This window comes from Bacillus sp. EB V-12 (assembly GCF_056158125.1).
Genome location: NZ_JBUXJL010000011.1, coordinates 40021 through 56963, shown reverse-complemented (window position 1 = coordinate 56963; position 16943 = coordinate 40021). Strand labels below are relative to the sequence as shown.

The 16943-nt window shown below is 33.8% G+C and carries 18 protein-coding genes; 6 read left to right on the top strand and 12 right to left on the bottom strand.

What is annotated here, in order from left to right; translation table 11 throughout:
• The first annotated feature begins 29 nt into the window (after positions 1 to 29).
• Complete coding sequence (locus ACZDYH_RS25100) at positions 30 to 977, top strand: Rpn family recombination-promoting nuclease/putative transposase (protein WP_166694797.1); 948 nt, start codon at positions 30 to 32, stop codon at positions 975 to 977.
• Between the two features lie 41 nt (positions 978 to 1018).
• Here the strand turns inward: ACZDYH_RS25100 and ACZDYH_RS25095 are convergent, their stop codons facing one another.
• From ACZDYH_RS25095 to ACZDYH_RS25055, 9 genes are all read right to left on the bottom strand, one after another.
• Positions 1019 to 1777 carry a DUF4262 domain-containing protein gene (locus tag ACZDYH_RS25095; RefSeq protein ID WP_000417366.1) on the bottom strand — a complete coding sequence of 253 codons (759 nt, stop codon included), beginning with the start codon at positions 1775 to 1777 and terminating at the stop codon, positions 1019 to 1021.
• On the bottom strand, positions 1762 to 2541 hold the full coding sequence (locus ACZDYH_RS25090; protein WP_048534978.1) for a DUF4261 domain-containing protein: 780 nt from the start codon (positions 2539 to 2541) through the stop codon (positions 1762 to 1764). Before ACZDYH_RS25090 ends, ACZDYH_RS25095 begins: the two co-directional genes overlap by 16 nt.
• A 27-nt stretch (positions 2542 to 2568) precedes the next feature.
• Positions 2569 to 3327: a hypothetical protein gene (locus ACZDYH_RS25085; protein ID WP_025709993.1), complete on the bottom strand. Its 759-nt coding sequence runs from the start codon at positions 3325 to 3327 to the stop codon at positions 2569 to 2571.
• Between the two features lie 51 nt (positions 3328 to 3378).
• Positions 3379 to 3633 (bottom strand): hypothetical protein, encoded by a 255-nt coding sequence (locus tag ACZDYH_RS25080; protein ID WP_000404319.1) that lies wholly within the window; start codon positions 3631 to 3633, stop codon positions 3379 to 3381.
• Positions 3634 to 3797: 164 nt separating this feature from the next.
• Positions 3798 to 3977, bottom strand: coding sequence for a hypothetical protein (locus ACZDYH_RS25075; protein WP_001986677.1), 180 nt, complete (start codon positions 3975 to 3977; stop codon positions 3798 to 3800).
• A 109-nt stretch (positions 3978 to 4086) separates the two neighbouring features.
• On the bottom strand, positions 4087 to 4686 hold the full coding sequence (locus tag ACZDYH_RS25070; RefSeq protein WP_025709992.1) for a DedA family protein: 600 nt from the start codon (positions 4684 to 4686) through the stop codon (positions 4087 to 4089).
• Positions 4686 to 5264, bottom strand: a complete 579-nt coding sequence (locus ACZDYH_RS25065) for a class I SAM-dependent methyltransferase (protein WP_100618327.1) — start codon at positions 5262 to 5264, stop codon at positions 4686 to 4688. The genes ACZDYH_RS25070 and ACZDYH_RS25065 overlap by 1 nt, the downstream gene beginning before the upstream one ends.
• A gap of 142 nt (positions 5265 to 5406) precedes the next feature.
• Entirely contained in the window at positions 5407 to 7356 is a 1950-nt protein-coding gene (locus ACZDYH_RS25060; protein ID WP_102955971.1) for an ABC transporter permease, read from the bottom strand.
• The gene (locus tag ACZDYH_RS25055; protein WP_000859655.1) at positions 7343 to 8113 is read right to left on the bottom strand and encodes an ABC transporter ATP-binding protein; all 771 of its coding nucleotides are present in this window, start codon (positions 8111 to 8113) and stop codon (positions 7343 to 7345) included. The genes ACZDYH_RS25060 and ACZDYH_RS25055 overlap by 14 nt, the downstream gene beginning before the upstream one ends.
• A 306-nt stretch (positions 8114 to 8419) precedes the next feature.
• Between ACZDYH_RS25055 and ACZDYH_RS25050 the strand changes: the two genes are divergently transcribed.
• Entirely contained in the window at positions 8420 to 9292 is an 873-nt protein-coding gene (locus ACZDYH_RS25050; RefSeq protein WP_474887412.1) for an AraC family transcriptional regulator, read from the top strand.
• Positions 9293 to 9337: 45 nt separating this feature from the next.
• On the opposite strand, the gene ACZDYH_RS25045 is transcribed toward ACZDYH_RS25050, so the two are convergent.
• Genes ACZDYH_RS25045 through ACZDYH_RS25035 form a run of 3 tightly spaced genes read right to left on the bottom strand, consistent with a single transcriptional unit; the run spans position 9338 to position 10895 of the window.
• Positions 9338 to 9967 (bottom strand): SdpI family protein, encoded by a 630-nt coding sequence (locus ACZDYH_RS25045; RefSeq protein ID WP_000820681.1) that lies wholly within the window; start codon positions 9965 to 9967, stop codon positions 9338 to 9340.
• Between the two features lie 23 nt (positions 9968 to 9990).
• Positions 9991 to 10626, bottom strand: a complete 636-nt coding sequence (locus ACZDYH_RS25040; protein ID WP_000716355.1) for an SdpI family protein — start codon at positions 10624 to 10626, stop codon at positions 9991 to 9993.
• Positions 10623 to 10895: an autorepressor SdpR family transcription factor gene (locus ACZDYH_RS25035; protein ID WP_001070523.1), complete on the bottom strand. Its 273-nt coding sequence runs from the start codon at positions 10893 to 10895 to the stop codon at positions 10623 to 10625. Before ACZDYH_RS25035 ends, ACZDYH_RS25040 begins: the two co-directional genes overlap by 4 nt.
• A 209-nt stretch (positions 10896 to 11104) precedes the next feature.
• On the opposite strand from ACZDYH_RS25035, the gene ACZDYH_RS25030 reads away from it, so the two are divergent.
• The 4 genes from ACZDYH_RS25030 to ACZDYH_RS25015 all read left to right on the top strand — a co-directional run bounded on the left by ACZDYH_RS25030 (position 11105) and on the right by ACZDYH_RS25015 (position 16923).
• On the top strand, positions 11105 to 11800 hold the full coding sequence (locus tag ACZDYH_RS25030; RefSeq protein WP_000276738.1) for a response regulator transcription factor: 696 nt from the start codon (positions 11105 to 11107) through the stop codon (positions 11798 to 11800).
• A gap of 2 nt (positions 11801 to 11802) precedes the next feature.
• Positions 11803 to 12825, top strand: coding sequence for a sensor histidine kinase (locus ACZDYH_RS25025; RefSeq protein ID WP_000765341.1), 1023 nt, complete (start codon positions 11803 to 11805; stop codon positions 12823 to 12825).
• Between the two features lie 94 nt (positions 12826 to 12919).
• Positions 12920 to 14899 carry an FtsX-like permease family protein gene (locus ACZDYH_RS25020; protein WP_088362122.1) on the top strand — a complete coding sequence of 660 codons (1980 nt, stop codon included), beginning with the start codon at positions 12920 to 12922 and terminating at the stop codon, positions 14897 to 14899.
• 68 nt (positions 14900 to 14967) lie between these two features.
• A complete protein-coding gene (locus ACZDYH_RS25015; RefSeq protein ID WP_000145009.1) occupies positions 14968 to 16923 on the top strand; it encodes an ABC transporter permease in 1956 nt (651 codons plus the stop codon).
• Positions 16924 to 16943 lie beyond the last annotated feature (20 nt).

The window sequence follows — 16943 nt, the reverse complement described above, 5'->3', positions numbered from 1 at the left end:
GTACCTTCATATAAGGGAGAGGACAAACTTTGTTCAACCAACAATTAGTTAATTTACGCATTGATTTTGCATTTAAACAATTGTTTGGTACGAATGGTAGCGAAGATATTCTAATTGCATTTTTAAATGCTATGTTACAAGAGTCTTTAGAGTCGCCCATTGCTTCTCTACAACTAGAAGATCCACATTTACACAGGGAATATGAAGAGGATAAGTTATCTATTTTAGACATTTCAGCAACATTAGACACAGGAACAAAAGTCAATGTAGAAATACAACTCAATAATAATCACGATATGGTTAAACGCAGTTTATATTATTGGGGAAGACTATACACATCTCAACTACAAAAAGGGATGCCCTACAGTGCACTTCACAAAACCATCACCATAAACTTACTAAACTGCGTAATGTTTTCGGAACACCCAGCCTTCCATACAACAAGCATATTATGGAATACACAACAACAAAAACTCCTGAGTGACGACATTGAAATCCACATTATAGAAATTCCAAAGTTAACTGAACAATGGCATGAAGAAAAAGTAAATCCGTGGAAAGATCCATTTGTTCGTTGGCTTTTATTGCTTTCAGCAAATGAGGATGAGCACTTAACTAAACTATTGGAGGATATTGCTATGAACCAAGACCCTATTTTACAAAAAGCAATAAATAAATGGGAACGTATGAGTCAGGATTCTTCTTTCCGACAAGCCTATGACGCAAGGGAGAAAGTTTTAATGGATGAAGCAGCAAAATTCGCCCATGCAGAGACAGAAGGAATAAAAAGAGGAATGGAACAAGGAATTAAAAAAGGGCTTGAAAAAGGCATTGAAAAAGGGCTTGAAAAAGGCATTCAACAGGGGAAAATTCAAATGATTAAAAATATGTATGATCTTGGTATACCACTTGAAACGATTGCTAAGGCAAGTAAATTAAGTTTGCATGAGATTGAGCATATTTTAGGACATAAATAGTGATAAAAAAAGAGCTTGAATAGTTTCAAGCTCTTTTTTTATCAAATTTCCTCAATACTATCCAATTGAGTCTTATAACACTCATCACACTCTGACCTAGTAGGAAGAATCCCTCTTTCATCAGGTAATAAAACCCTCAAAACTTCTCGATCCATCTCTACGAAAGACTTCATAATAATGGGATATCCTTCAATAATATCCGTATACTCAATCCCTTGTTCAAACTTTTTTCCGCTCTTTATTTCTTCTATTATGGTACAAAAAACACTATGCGCGACTTCAGGATCCATATTTAATGCTATTTGTAAATCTTGATGATTAAAGTTATCTCTTAGACCATGCGTATGATAATTAGCATGGATGCCATCAATATCTTCTGCTAATATGCTATGCATGTACCATCCATACTCTTGTAGCATATTTTCTTCCCATTCATCTGTATCCTCTTCTAAATCTTCATCAAACAAATTCGGATCATACCACACGTCCTCGTAATCTCCAGCAATTAAAAATCTCCAACCAGGTGGTAACCCTAAATACTTCTTTATTTCAGGTGCCCATTCATCAATATGTTGAACATGTAAAGGAAGAAAGAAATCTTCTTCTGTCCCCATTTCTTCACCAGCCCAAATGTACCAACCTGTCGTTCCGTTTTCTATAGGCATTCGTAACCCATTAATCGGAACAATACCATCTTTCACATTTTGCGCTATTCCTAATTTCAAGTCATTCGGAGATTCTACATACTCCGCTTTATATTTATCACATATACTCCTCTGTTCTTTTATGTATTTTTCCATCCTTTTAGCACACTCCCCAATTTTTGAAAGATAGATTTCTTTGCCGAAGCACTCTCTAACTTCCATACCCCACACGGATTATAAAATGGATCCTCTTGTTCATAACGATTATCTATATAATGAGATAAGAGATACACTGGAGCATCTTCTGTGAAACTAATTGTATCTCCATCTTTCAAATTAGGTTTTTCCAATATATTATGTAGGTTAAAATCATTCAATAAATCTACAGCTACTTCCGGATCTATCCCTCCGTCTAAAACAACGTCTGGTAGATTAAATGCTTGCATTCCACATGAATAATAACCGTCCTCTTCATCTCCAACTAAAGTTACAAGGTGCGAATACATCGGGAAGATTTCCTTATCCTCTGCAAGCTCTTGCCATTCTTCTTTCAAATAAGCCACACCTGCTGTTTCAACTTTTAAAGCAAGTCCACCTGCATTTAAAAGTTCCATTCCTACATCAATTACTTCTTGTAATCTCTCTGTATCGTCAACTTTTGCAATAATATACACTGTATAAGTATGCTTCTCCAACTCCTGAAGCAATTCTTCATTAAAACGCTCACCACCTGCATAGAAGAAAGCCTCTCTCAAAGAAGGGTCTTGTTCATATATATCAATTTCAAAGCCAATCTCTTTCTCCTTATGGTGCATCACATTTCCCGCTAATATATAGTTACTTTTACTCACAACTTCTTGTATTAATTCTGTTCTATCTTTCCATAAACCAGGTACTCCAATAACGATTTGTGTCTCCATCATATGCACTCCACTTCTCATCTATTTTCAATCTATTCTTTCAATCTTCCAAACTAAATTAGCTGGGATATCTTTCTCTAAAAAGGTTAACATCCATACAGTTTTTCCTTTATCATTCATCAGTAGCACTTTATGATTTAACTTCCAAGCCACTTCACTAACATGATGAAACATCTTATACATATCTTCTTCTCTAATAAGCTTTTCCTTTTTGATTAACCGCCTCGTTCTATACTCTCTTATTTCTAAGTACACGTCAGCATAAGCCACTTCATGCTGACATGTTATATTACATACGTATTTTTTATTCGGACTACTCTTTTTTATATATACGAACTCGTTTCTATAATTCAATTCTAGTATCTTATTCTTCACTTTTTCTAACTCTTCTATATCCCAATCATATTTCACAGCTAAACGCTTCATTTCCGCATGAACGATTTGAAGGGCTAATTCTTTTTTCTCTCTATCTGATAAATATGGAAAATCCTTCACACTCTCATACTCCACAAAAACATTCATATATTCAGGAAAAATTCTATATTTCTTCTCCCACTCATCGAGTAATGAAATATCATCCACACAATGAATCAAAATACCTTTCTCATACTCCATTCTTAACTTTGGCATATGTCGACAATATAAAGAAGTAATACAGCTCGTCTCTTTACCAAAAGAGATATCTTCATCGTAGTTGCTTGTAGATGCTAACTGTAATGTCTCAGTGCTTCTAGTATGCTCTTTTACTTTTAGAAAACTCAATTGTATATCTCTTATAACCGGCATTTGCTCTCTCCTCTTCGCAATACAACTATGAAACATCTTTGTTAATACGCCTTAATCAATTTCAAGCCATCCCATTCCCATAGAAAGAAATAACAGCCCGATTACAAAAAAGAGACCCCCAGTTAAAAAATAGAACGGTGCTCCGTGCAATGGATCACTAAATAACTCTATCAAATTTCCAGCTACTACTTTCCATTTCTCTTTCTTTGAATTTTTTTCTTTTATTTCTTTAACAAATCGATAGATACTTATACTAATCAAAATAATTCCTATTAATAGGCATCCTACTATGATTAAAATCTCCAAATATAACACTCCATGTGTACATTTATATTTATTTTCGTTTACATACTATTGTTATTCATAATCCATTTTAGCTAATAAACAAACGAAAGAGAACTAGGTGGATTAATGTTTACTTAAAAATAAAAAGTCCGAAACTATATAAAGTGATTTCGGACTTTTTATTTTTAAAATATTAAATTACATTTCGAACAAAAAGGAGCTGAATTTCCTCTTCTAATTTTTGTATCACATTTTGGACAATATACATATCGTTCCTCTACCTTTTGTCGTTCTATCATGTGTAAAGATACTATTTTCATACTGCACATAATTCCAATTAAGATAAGGCTAAAAATGAGTAGCACAACGCTCTTCCTCCCTTAACTACTTACCTATATTTTACCATTAAATAAAGATAATTTTATACTTATAATCCTATCTTGTCCTTCATACTGGAAGAAACTTTCTTTACTTCTATTTACTCATCAGTGTGATTCTTTTTTGTCTATATAAATAAAGAATACCTGTAACAATAAAAACAATCACGCCAAAATACAAGCCATACTCTATCGCAACTGCTACAATTCTTTCAATATGTTGTCCAAATAAAGAACCTAGCACAAAGTAAACGAGTGTCCAAAGAAATCCTGTCGTATAAGAATACAAAGCATACGTCTTAAATGACATGTTATTCATTCCAACTAAATACGGTACAACATGTCTTACAACTGGTATGAAGTAACTTGTAACTAATGCATAATGACCATACTTCTCTACCATCTCTTGCGATTTCACAACATACTTTGCTTTTTTCTTTTTCATTAGCTTATCAAGTACTTTTGTACCAAATATTTTCCCTAATATATAGCCTAAAGAAAGTCCGGACACAACGCCTAAATACGTTAATAAAAACGCAGGAATAACATTTAATATACCTAATGAAGATACAAATCCTCCGCTCATAACAATCATTTCATCTGGAATTGGCATACCGATAATACCTAACCATAAACAGAAAAATAATGCCCAATAACCGTACTGCTCAATATAGGATAATAATTCATGTAATTCCATTATGCATACGCTCTCCTTAGCTCTTTTTTACAGCTAAAGACGTACGCTGGTGGGAAATTGAGCCACACTTTCTCTAGTGTAATTTCAGGGAAGAAATGCTGTATAAATCCTTTTTTCACAAGTGAATATTGAAATGTAATAAATTCACCATTCTCATGTATCGCTTCCATTACATTGTTTAAAATACGCTTTGAAACTTCTTCTGGTAAAGAAGTAAAAGGTAATCCCGATAAAACGTAATCCACGCATTCTATATGGAACTCTTCCATATACTTCTTTATATTTTCAGCTGAACCGTGCACAACAATGACGTTCTGCTCATCTTTAAATTTTCTCTTTAGCTCTTTGCAAAACACTTCATTAATTTCAATAAGAAGAAATATTGTTTCCTTCTTCTTTCTCTTCATAATTTCTTTCGTAAAGACTCCTGTACCAGGCCCTAATTCTACAATGCACTGCGCTTTATTAAAATCAATTACTCCTACCATTTTCTTTGCTAATATTTTTGAACTTGGCGCAATTGCACCAGTATGTTTCGGATGTTTCATAAATTCATGTAAGAATGTTATGAGTTGCATGTAAACCTCTCCTCATTCGTTCGATAGTTTTTAACTTGTGTCTAAGTATAACTATCGTTTCTTAATAAAAATTGAGGAAGTTTCTTAAGATTTTATGAAGAATAAAAAAACAGCTATCGCCTGTAGCGATAGCTGCCCCTTATTACTTCGCACTCACGATCTTATAATAAGAACGAACAGTTAAGAAGTAATATCCAATATAAATAGCGCCGTATACTCCGATACTAATTAGAAGCGGAATCATAATTTCAAATGGTAGTATGTTCCCTAAACCTTTTAATGCAAACAAGCTGTGCAGGATTCCGATTACTAACGGGATTGCAAAGATAAAGCTTACTTGTTTTGCAATAGCTTTTTTCATTTCTTGTTTTGTGACCCCTATTTTGTGAAGTACAACATAACGCTCACGATCAGCATTTGCTTCTGTTAATTGTTTAAAGTAAATGATAGAACCTGTTGCTAGTAAGAATACAAGCCCTAAGAACATTCCAATAAACATCATTAATCCTGTTCCTTCAAGCCCCATATGGAAACCAGTGTAGAAATCTCTAAATGATAACACCATTTCTGATTCACCAGCTGGCATCACTTTTGTTAATTTTTCCGTTAACACTTTACTGTTTTTCTCATCTTTCACATCAATATTTTTTACAATACGTGTTCCAAATGCTTGTTTCGCTTGTTCATACATTTCATCTGAAACGACAACAACTAATTCACCTAAATTTGTAATCGCAACGTCATTTGCACCTTGGATTTTTAATTGCTTCGTTTCGTTCCCAATTTGGAATACTGCTTTGTTTCCTTTATATTGTGGACTAAACTCATGTCCTTCAATATACGAACTATCATATATAAATGCTTCATCAGCAGCTACATTCACTGTTTCTGCGTCGATTTTCTTAGCAAGCTTATTAAATTCAGATTGAGACATAAATTGATATTTCTCTGAGATACTGTAGTTCATATTAAAGATGAAATCAACTTTATCTCCTTCAAACTTCCCTTTTACAGGAACTGTCTCAATTTCAAATTGATCTTTAATCGGATGATCTTTCTTCTCTTCTGCAAAAATCGCATTTACTTTCTTATCAAGCGCTGCATCTTTTTTCTCATAAGAATAGCTATATGGTGCAACTGCTTTTGATTGCGTAAATGTGTTGTAATACATCGTAACAGACGTACCAACCGCTGTTAATGTTACCGCACTTAAAATAGAAATTGTCGCAAGTGATTTTGCATTTCCTTTAATACGATATAGTAGCTGCGACGTCGTTACCATATTCATACCGTTATAAAACGATGATTTATTATTTCTTGCACGTTTCAATACGAATACTGTAAAGAACATAAATAGTAAGTACGTACCTAATACTGTCGCCAATAAAATATAAAGTGCAACTGCCATAAAGTCTGCATATTTAACTGCTTTCATGAACATTAATGCTAAAAAATAACCTGAACCGATTAAGACAACTGAAATTAATGCCATAATAACTGATCCTTTTGGCATTGCTTCTCCTTCACGTTCGGCGCGGAAAAGTTCAATTAGCTTAAATCGATAAATTAAACGATATCCTTGAAGTGATGTATATAAAATAATCACAAAGAAAATAAGTGCTGTATCAATAATGGCAGCCATCGGTACTTCAAAATGAACATTTAAGTTTAATCCCATCATGCTTACTAGCAGTTCAAGGAATAATTTTGAAAGGACACTACCAATCGCAATACCGATAATTAAAGACATTAATCCCATTAACATATTTTCATAAAAGAGCATTTTACCAATTTGTCTTTTACGGATACCTAATAACGAATATAAGCCAACTTCTTTTTTACGTTTACGTGTAAAGAAACCGTTCGAATATATAATAAACACTGCTACGAAAATGATAAGCATGACACTTGAAACTTGGAACGCTCCGCTAATTTTTTTTGAAGCTTCTGCTGCTTTTTCCATTTGTGAATTATATTGCAGTGCTTTAAATGTAAAATAAATAACGATACTAAAAATCATAGATGCGAAATATACAAAGTAGTCTTTAAAGTTCCGCTGTATGTTGCGGAGGGCAATGCTAGATAAGGTCATCAGCCATACCTCCAGAAATAGAAGACATTACGTCAACAATTTTTTGGAAGAACTGTTTACGCGTTGATTCACCACGGTGCAATTCTTTATATAGTTCACCATCTTTAATGAAAATAACTCGTTTACAATAACTTGCTGCAAATGCATCATGCGTTACCATTAAAATTGTTGAGTTATCATATTCATTTAATGACTTCATACTTTCAAGTAAATCTGTTGCAGATTTAGAATCAAGCGCTCCAGTTGGCTCGTCTCCGAAAATCATACTTGGATTCGTAACGATTGCACGTGATGCTGCGCAGCGCTGCTTCTGTCCACCAGATACTTGATATGGGAACTGACTTAAAATATGATCAATACCAAATTTCTTTGAGATTTCAAGAACGCGGCGATCAATCTCACTCGCTTTCACCTTTGATAACGCAAGTGGTAAAGCAATATTCTCTTTCACTGTTAACGTATCTAATAAGTTATAATCTTGGAAAATGAAGCCTAAATGATCGCGGCGGAATAACGCTAACTTATCATCATTCATTTTCACAATATCTTTTCCATCAATTAAAATTTCACCGTTCGTCGCATTATCAATTGTAGAAAGAACATTTAGTAAAGTCGTCTTACCAGAACCAGAAGGTCCCATAATTCCAACGAACTCACCTTCTTTTACTTGTAAGTTAATACCTTTTAACGCTGCAAATTTATTACCACCCGTGTCATATACTTTTTCAATATTTTTTGCTTCTAATACTGTTTTCATCTCGACATCCCTCATTTCTTCTATTCTCTATTTTCAACTATATACACTCTCTACTCTTGCCACTATCGATGTTTCTTACACAAACATGACAGTTATGTAAGGCACATAAGTAAAGAAATCAAAAAGTTAACGTAATGAATTAAAGTACTTTGTTACTATAACATTGGGATATCATACCATCCATTCATTCTCCTTACAGGAACATTACAATTTTGTAAGGTAAAAAATGCACCTACAAAGTTGTGCACGAAATGTCGGATGGAGCTATTTCGTTCCTGCTATTCTATGTACAGAGGAGGTCATAATATGGATTCACTTAAAAATATGAATGCTGCAATGCGCTATATTGAAGATAACCTTACGAATGAAATTGATTTTAAAGAAGTTGCGAGGCTAGCTCTTTGTTCTGAGTATCACTTTAAAAGAATGTTTTCGTTTTTAGCAGGTATATCACTATCTGATTATATTCGCTGTAGACGTCTTACTCTCGCTGCCTTTGAACTAAAAAACAGCAATGTAAAAGTCATTGATATCGCTATAAAATATGGATACAACTCACCAGATTCATTCGCTCGTGCATTTCAAAACTTGCACGGTATAACACCTTCAGAGGCCCGAAATAGTAGCCATTCTTTGAAGGCTTATTCACCAATGACCTTCCAATTATCCATTCAAGGAGGAAATGAAATGAACTATCGAATTGAAGAAAAAGAGCCCTTTCGAATTATAGGTATTACAAAACGAGTACCAATCGTTTTTAATGGTGTAAATGAAGAAATTGCTTCTATGTGGAAAAGTTTAAACCCAGAGTCCATTGAAATGTTAAAGTCACTTTCAAACATGGAACCGAATGGAATTATTAGTGCTTCTACTAATTTTTCTGAAAGAAGAATGGAGGAAAAAGGAGAACTTGATCACTATATTGGAGTAGCCACAACAAAAGATTGTCCAGAGCAGTTTAAACAACTCGAAGTCGTAGCTTCAACATGGGCTATATTCGAAGCTGTCGGTCCATTTCCTGATGCACTACAAAATGTATGGGGACGTATTTATTCTGAATGGTTCCCTTCTTCGAACTATGAACTAGCGGAAGGACCGGAAATATTGTGGAATGAACAGAAAGATATATCTTCTCCAAACTTTAAAAGTGAAATTTGGATACCGGTTTTGAAGAAGTGATAAAAAAACAAAGCTGCTCTTCCCTAAAAGGAAAAGCAGCTTTATTTACATTTTCAACTCTTCTTTATAAATACTATATGACTTTATTGTTGATACGATAATACATATTAATATGATTCCAATCCCCATAAAAATATTAAATGGATCTGGAAGCAAAGCCCCGGCATATATACAAAGTGAACCTATTACAAATACCCTCGAAGCAAATCTATGTGTTTTTCTCCAAACTACAGGATTTTCTAATGTCCAGTCCATTCGAATGCCTACTAACCCGTTCGGCTTCGTTTGTTGCATGTAATTACCTAGTACAAGAAACAATGTTCCAAGTCCAAAATTAAATGCAATTGAGCCCGATGCAATATAATTAGACGCTGCTAATAGTGCAAATATGTTACATCCAAATCCGATAAAGAGAATGGCATAATTAATCGCTGAAAGAACTTTGGATTGCTGTGTAGACTTATCTTTTATGAATCCAAAAACTAGCCATATCATATAGAGCACTACCATACTACCTATCGAGAATGAACTTGCTTCTATTTTAGAAAAATATCCATCTACTACTCCTGCTGCATTATAATGGCGTGGAATTTGTTCTGGTAAATATGGCCATACAATATACCATCCAATTGCAATGCCACTAATTAAACTCCATGGTAATACGTGTCTTTTCATCCTCTCTCCCCCATAATTTTTTATTAGGCCCCTATTTCTTTTTTATAAGCAATATATGAATATCCCATCGTTAATCCTACTGCACCAATAATAATTCCAACCATTACGAAAGATTTCCACGCCACTGGTGCAAAAACACTTAAAATCATAATGATCCCCAATGCAACAAACACCTTTCCGCTAAAACGATGCGTTTTTCTCCACACTTCTTCGTTACTTAATGTCCACGGTGTTTTTATACCTACAAAGTAGTTTGGTTTACATTGTGGTAAATAGTTTCCGATGACTATAAATAAAATACCCACTAATAATTCCGGCACGCGATTAATGAATAAATTGTATCCTAATCCACTTGTAATAATATCTATATTCCCTACAAATAGTAGCAGTAGTATCCCGTTATTCATCATCATAAAAGCTTTAGAAAACTTCTCGTAGTTCGCTTTCTTTGGATCAATCTTTGGTAACACGTTTAGAAAAATATATAAAACAATCATAATTCCAACCATAGAAAGCATTCCATACAATTTAGAAGAATATCCATCTACTTTACCGCCGCTCCAATGCGTTGCAATTGTATCCGGTAAATGTGGCCAAGCAAACGCCCAAGCTAAACAAGTTATAACAATTAATAAGATTGCAAAAAGATGCTTTTTCATTTCCCCTCTTCCCCCTTATTCGTAAATGTAAACACCCAAGTCAATAAATCTTGAAAGACCGTTGTGTTTAAAGAGTACATAACGAATTGCCCTTTCTTTTCATCTTGAATAAGTTCAGCATTTTTAAGTGCATTTAAGTGGTGTGAAATACTTGGTTTTGTCATATTGAAATGTTCAGCAATCTCACCAGCGGTTAGATCGCCTTCTTTTAATAAGTCTAAAATTTTTCGCCTTGTTGGATCTGCTAATGCTTTGAATGCTTGATTCAATGTCTTTCTTCCTTTCGATAATTAGACATTTAGATATTTATCTAAATATTAAACCAATTACCGTTATTTGTCAATTTCATCCAGCGCCCTTTTTACTTTTCTCACTTTTAACCTATACTGTTTACTAGCTTATCTTTCAACATAATGAAAAGACTTGAAACACATGATACACTATAGCTACAATTGTTTTTTTGAGGAGGAATATACATATGTATAAAATTTTAATCGTTGAAGACGATCCAAATATTTCATCATTACTGCAATCTCACATTCAGAAGTACGGTTATGAGGCTGTGGTAGCGGAGAATTTCGATGATATTATGGAATCGTTTAACGCAGTGAAACCACATCTTGTTTTACTTGATGTAAACTTACCGAAATTCGATGGTTTCTACTGGTGCCGTCAAATTCGTCATGAATCTACTTGTCCAATTATTTTCATTTCAGCGCGTGCTGGTGAGATGGAACAAATTATGGCAATTGAAAGCGGTGCGGATGATTACATTACAAAACCATTCCACTACGACGTTGTAATGGCGAAAATTAAAGGACAATTACGCCGTATTTACGGTGATTATGCACCAAATATTTCGGAACGTATCGTTGAAGTAGAAGGATTAAAACTATTCCCAGAACGTCCAGAAATTCATTTTGGATCTGAACAAGTTCTTTTAACGAAGAAAGAGGCAATTTTAGCAGAAATGTTATTATCTAAATTCCCTCGTACAGCGAGCCGTGAAGATTTATTAGCTGCGCTTTGGGATGACGAAAGTTTCGTTGAGGAAAATACATTAAACGTAAACATTACACGTCTTCGTAAAAAGTTTAATGAGCTTGGCATTGAGAACTCTATTGAAACAGTACGTGGACTTGGATATCGCTTTAACGCAACTTGGAGTGAATAAGCATGAAGCTATTTTTACGTGATCATTTTGCATTTTTTCTACTGTACGTATTAAACTTCGGTATCATTTTCGTTCTTTATGATGCAGTAGACGGATTTCAAAATAATAAATTTTACTTCGTCGTTTTAAGTTTATACTTATTTATTTGTTTCCTCGCTTATCGTTACGTTCGCAATCGTAGAATGTACCATAGATTAAGTGAGCAACCAGAAAAAATGGAAGATGCGTTTATTGAAAGAGCAACTGCTCCGATGCCTCACGGTGTCAATGAACTCGTACGTACGCAGTACCGTCTATTCCAAAAAGAACTACAATCGTATGAAGTAAAACAACAAGAACATCAATTATTCATTAACCATTGGGTACATCAAATGAAGACACCTGTTTCTGTTATGCAGCTTATGGTGCTAGAAATGGAAGACGAGCATTTAATTCCAAAGTTTAAAAAAGAATTAGAGCGTCTAAACCAAGGACTTGATATGGCTTTATACATGGCTAGGTTAAATAACTTCCATGAAGATTTCCATGTCGAGACGATTTCATTAAAAGATACGGTAACAAAAAATATTAACGGATTAAAAGAACTATTCATTCGTAATGGTGTCTTCCCTGTTTTAGAAGTCCATTCTGATTTAAAAGTTGCTTCTGATGCGAAATGGCTAAAATTTATCATCTATCAGTTAATGACAAATGCTGTTCGTTACTCTGGGGAACGCGGAAAGAAAGTATTCTTATCTGCTTACCGAAACGGAAAAGATATTATTTTAGAAGTTCGCGATGAAGGTGTTGGTATTCCGCAAGAAGATATTCGAAGAGTATTTGAACCATTTTACACTGGGAAAAACGGTCGCGCCTTCGGAGAATCTACTGGTATGGGACTTTATATTGTAAGTAAAATTTGTGATTATTTAGGTCACTCTGTCAAACTAGATTCTGAAGTTGGTAAAGGAACGACGATTAAAATCATCTTCCACAACGCTGCAAATAATCAAGCAGAACATACGGAGAAGGTGACCGAAGCATGATCGTAACATATGCAAGCAAAATGTATGAGAACTCACTCTCATACATTTTTTGCAATACAACTACTTCTATATCTTCTAGCCGGAGGTATAATCTATGACATTTTGGCAATTTGCATTTAAAAACGTCACGCGCAACTCAAGAGCTTATTTTGCTTACTTTGTAAGTAGCTCCTTTTCCATTGCTGTGTTCTTTTCGTTTGCTGTTTACTTATTCCATCCGAAATTACAAAACTTTGACATGACCTCTGAAATTTCAGGATTAATGATATTTTCAGAAGTAGTAATTGTATTTTTCTCTTTCTTCTTTTTACTATATTCCATTGGTACTTTTTTAAAAGTTAGAAAAAAACAATTTGGTGTTTTGACCATTTTAGGAATATCGAGAAAACAATTACATCGTCTTGTTTTTATGGAGAATATGTTAATCGGGATTTTATCTATCTTTTTCGGCATGCAGTTTGGAGTTGTTTTTTCTCAATTTTTCTTATTAGTAACAGCCAAACTTACCCATGTTCCAGGAATATATTTATACGGGCCTACTAACGCGTTTATTTTAACAACCATTGTTTTCCTTAGTCTTTTTATCATTGTATCTGCATTCACACCAATGCTTATTCGTACAAAAAAAGCAGTACACCTTTTAAAAACAAATGGTGGAAAACAAAAAGAAAGAAAACCATCCATACTTGTTTCATTATTTGGTGCGATTTGTTTATTTGGTGGTTATGCGTTAGCTGGAAATCCTAAATATTTCGTATCAGTAAGCCCGCAAATCGGTGTTATATATATGGTTTCAAGTATTTTCATTATCCCAACGCTTGTTACAATTGGAACATATTTCTTCTTTTCACAAATTAGTTTCTTACTTATTTATATTTTAAAGAAAAGAAGGAAGTTTTATATGAAACGGATTAATATGCTTTGGATTTCGGATTTAGCAAGCCGTATTCGAACGAATATTAATATGCTGTTTATTGTAGCGATGCTATCTACAATTGCTTTCACAATGATTACGTTTCTATATGGATTCGGGAAATTTATTAAGCTAGAGGTGAATAGAACTTCTCCTTTTCCAATTTCTTATTTTTCTTATGATGCGAACCCTTTTGTTACAGAACATTTAAATTGGCTTGAGCAACAATTACAAAAAGAGCATTTCCCTTATCAAAAAATAAAAGCTGATATATATGAAACACCACTAAAAGAAGATAAAGATATAGCTATTTATAATGACGTATACGCAATTAAGCAAAGTGACTATAACAAACTTGCAGATTCTTTACGAATGAAACAACTATTTATGGATGATAACGAAGCATATGTGCTAACAGGGACATCTTATAACACCATATTCAACGAATTTGAGCAAAGCTACAAAAGAGATTACATTACACTCTCTAGTACAAATACGAAATTACGAGTGAAAGGCTATGAGCATGTGAATGCAATTCCATCTGGCTTTTCATATCAAACGATAGTTTTGCCTGATGTTATCGTAAATAACTTACCTAGCACCGTAAAGCATATATCAGCATACAATTACAAAATTCAAAACTGGGAACAGACATATGAAATTGCTGATAATTTTATAGAAAAAGTGCAAAAAGATCGAAATAAATCCCAGTATGAAGGACCTCTTATTCGTTCCTTTGAATCAGCAGGATCGTTATACAAAATAACATCAGGCAGTGCTGCATTTTTCCTAATTGGGACCTTTTTAGGAGTTATTTTCTTCATTGGAGCTGGTAGCGTTCTTTACTTTAGAATGTATACGGATTTGACGAACGAACAAGAGAAATATATAACGATTTCTAAAATCGGTGTAACAGATACAGAGATGAAACGATCTGCAACCATTCAACTTAGTATTTTATTTTTCATTCCGTACATTATGGCATCCATTCATACAATGTTTGCAACAAAAATGCTACAAGATGTAATTGGTTTATCTCTGTTCAAAGAGGTTTCAGCCGTTCTTATTATTTTTGGATTCGTTGAAATCGTATTTTTCGTATTCATTCGTTCACTTTATATGCAAAAATTATCACAATACACGAGTGGACAAAATATTTAAAACAAACTTGATGAAAAGAGTATCTCTCATACTCTTTTCATCTTCACCCTATTAGGAGGTTTAGGTGAATGACATTTTGGCAGTTTGCATTTAAAAACGTGACGCGGAACGCCAGAGCTTATTTCGCCTATTTTGTAAGCAGTGCGTTCTCCATCGCAATCTTTTTCTCATTTGCAGTTTATTTATTTCATCCGAAATTGCATATGACAGACGTAAATTATTCTCTGAACATATTAATGACAATTTCAGAAGTTGTCATTGTGTTCTTTTCATTTTTCTTTTTACTGTATTCAATCGGGACGTTTTTAAAAGTACGAAAAAAACAGTTCGGGATTTTAACAGTACTTGGCATATCTCAAAAACAATTAAAGCGACTCATATTTATAGAAAATATGTTAATTGGTGCTCTTTCTATATTTTTTGGCATTCAACTTGGAGTTGTCTTTTCACAGTTCTTTTTATTAGTTACCGCCAAAATTACACACGTACCTGGTTTATATTTATATCCGCCTACAAGTGCTATCGTTTTAACTATCATCATCTTTCTTGGGCTCTTCATTCTCGTATCATCTTTTACACCGATGCTCATTCGTACGAGAAAAGCCGTACGTCTTTTAAAAGAAGGAACACAACAAAAAGAAAGAAAAGCATCCGTGCTCATCTCTCTATTTGGTGCGACGTGTTTAATATGTGGATATGCGTTAGCCGCAAATCCGTTGTATTTTATGTCGCTAGGTGACATCATTGGGCTTTTATATGCCGTCTCTAGTATATTTGTCATCCCATCGCTTATTGCAGCTGGAACATACTTTTTCTTTTCACAAATTAGTTTTTTACTTATTCGTATTTTAAAAACGCGAAGAACGTTTTATATGAAACGAATTAATATGCTTTGGATTTCGGATTTAGCAGCGCGCATTCGGACAAACATTAACATGCTCTTTATTGTAGCGATGCTATCAACACTCGCTTTTACAATGATTACATTCTTATACGGTTTTGGGAAATTTACAAAGTTTGATGCAATTAGACAAAACCCTTTCCCGTTTACGTATTTATCGCATACTGAAAATACATTAGCTGATGAACATTTAAACTGGTTAGAGCAGAAATTTAATGAAGGGCACTTTACTTATACAAAATTTAAAACGGATATATATGAGGTATCTTCAGCTGAAGATAACACGCAGCTCTATTACGCAATTAAACAAAGTGACTATAATGTACTTGCTAAAGCATTAAATTTGGAAAAACTCACGGTAAATAAGAATGAATCTTATATTCTTATGAAAGACTTAGATGATCAAGTTATTGGAACACTTCACAATGAAGAAAAGAAAAATACTCTTACACTTACTCAAAACAATTTACAACTACAAGTAAAAGAATATAAAAGTTATAGCCCATTCCCAAACAGCTTAATATACCAATTACTCATACTATCTGATGAAAATGTAGAAGCCTTATCCACAGTTTCCAAACAAATGAGTGTATATAACTTCAAAGTTACAGATTGGGAAAAAGCACATAATATCGGTTCATCGTTTATAACAAAAATCCATAACGATAATGCAGCAATTCAAGCAGAGCACCCACCTTTCCATGCAAGTGAAGCGAGCGATTCTCTATATAAGAAAAAACTAAATGTTGCCTCATTCTTCTTAATTGGTACTTTCTTAGGTGTTATTTTCTTTATCGGTGCTGGTAGTGTTCTTTACTTCCGAATGTATACAGATTTAACAAATGAGCAAGAAAAATATATAACGATTACGAAAATTGGCTTAACTGAGACTGAAATGAAACGTTCAGCGACAATTCAGCTTGCGATTCTTTTCTTCGTGCCTTACATTATGGCATCAATCCATACGATGTTTGCGACAAAGATGCTACAAGAAATATTACATCTCTCGTTCTTCGCTGAAATTACAGTCGTACTTATGATTTTTGGAACAGTTGAAATTTTATTTTTCCTTTTAATTCGTTCCTTTTATATGCAAAAATTATCACAACACATTAAGTTTTAAAAAGTAGAAAGGTGATTACT

Coding starts and splice junctions, on each gene's coding strand:
- ACZDYH_RS25095 (WP_000417366.1), bottom strand. CDS start 1,777: ATGGAAAAATACATAAAAGAACAGAGGAGTATATGTGATAAATATAAA.
- ACZDYH_RS25090 (WP_048534978.1), bottom strand. CDS start 2,541: ATGGAGACACAAATCGTTATTGGAGTACCTGGTTTATGGAAAGATAGA.
- ACZDYH_RS25085 (WP_025709993.1), bottom strand. CDS start 3,327: ATGCCGGTTATAAGAGATATACAATTGAGTTTTCTAAAAGTAAAAGAG.
- ACZDYH_RS25070 (WP_025709992.1), bottom strand. CDS start 4,686: ATGGAATTACATGAATTATTATCCTATATTGAGCAGTACGGTTATTGG.
- ACZDYH_RS25065 (WP_100618327.1), bottom strand. CDS start 5,264: ATGCAACTCATAACATTCTTACATGAATTTATGAAACATCCGAAACAT.
- ACZDYH_RS25060 (WP_102955971.1), bottom strand. CDS start 7,356: ATGACCTTATCTAGCATTGCCCTCCGCAACATACAGCGGAACTTTAAA.
- ACZDYH_RS25055 (WP_000859655.1), bottom strand. CDS start 8,113: ATGAAAACAGTATTAGAAGCAAAAAATATTGAAAAAGTATATGACACG.
- ACZDYH_RS25050 (WP_474887412.1), top strand. CDS start 8,420: ATGGATTCACTTAAAAATATGAATGCTGCAATGCGCTATATTGAAGAT.
- ACZDYH_RS25045 (WP_000820681.1), bottom strand. CDS start 9,967: ATGAAAAGACACGTATTACCATGGAGTTTAATTAGTGGCATTGCAATT.
- ACZDYH_RS25040 (WP_000716355.1), bottom strand. CDS start 10,626: ATGAAAAAGCATCTTTTTGCAATCTTATTAATTGTTATAACTTGTTTA.
- ACZDYH_RS25030 (WP_000276738.1), top strand. CDS start 11,105: ATGTATAAAATTTTAATCGTTGAAGACGATCCAAATATTTCATCATTA.
- ACZDYH_RS25025 (WP_000765341.1), top strand. CDS start 11,803: ATGAAGCTATTTTTACGTGATCATTTTGCATTTTTTCTACTGTACGTA.
- ACZDYH_RS25020 (WP_088362122.1), top strand. CDS start 12,920: ATGACATTTTGGCAATTTGCATTTAAAAACGTCACGCGCAACTCAAGA.
- ACZDYH_RS25015 (WP_000145009.1), top strand. CDS start 14,968: ATGACATTTTGGCAGTTTGCATTTAAAAACGTGACGCGGAACGCCAGA.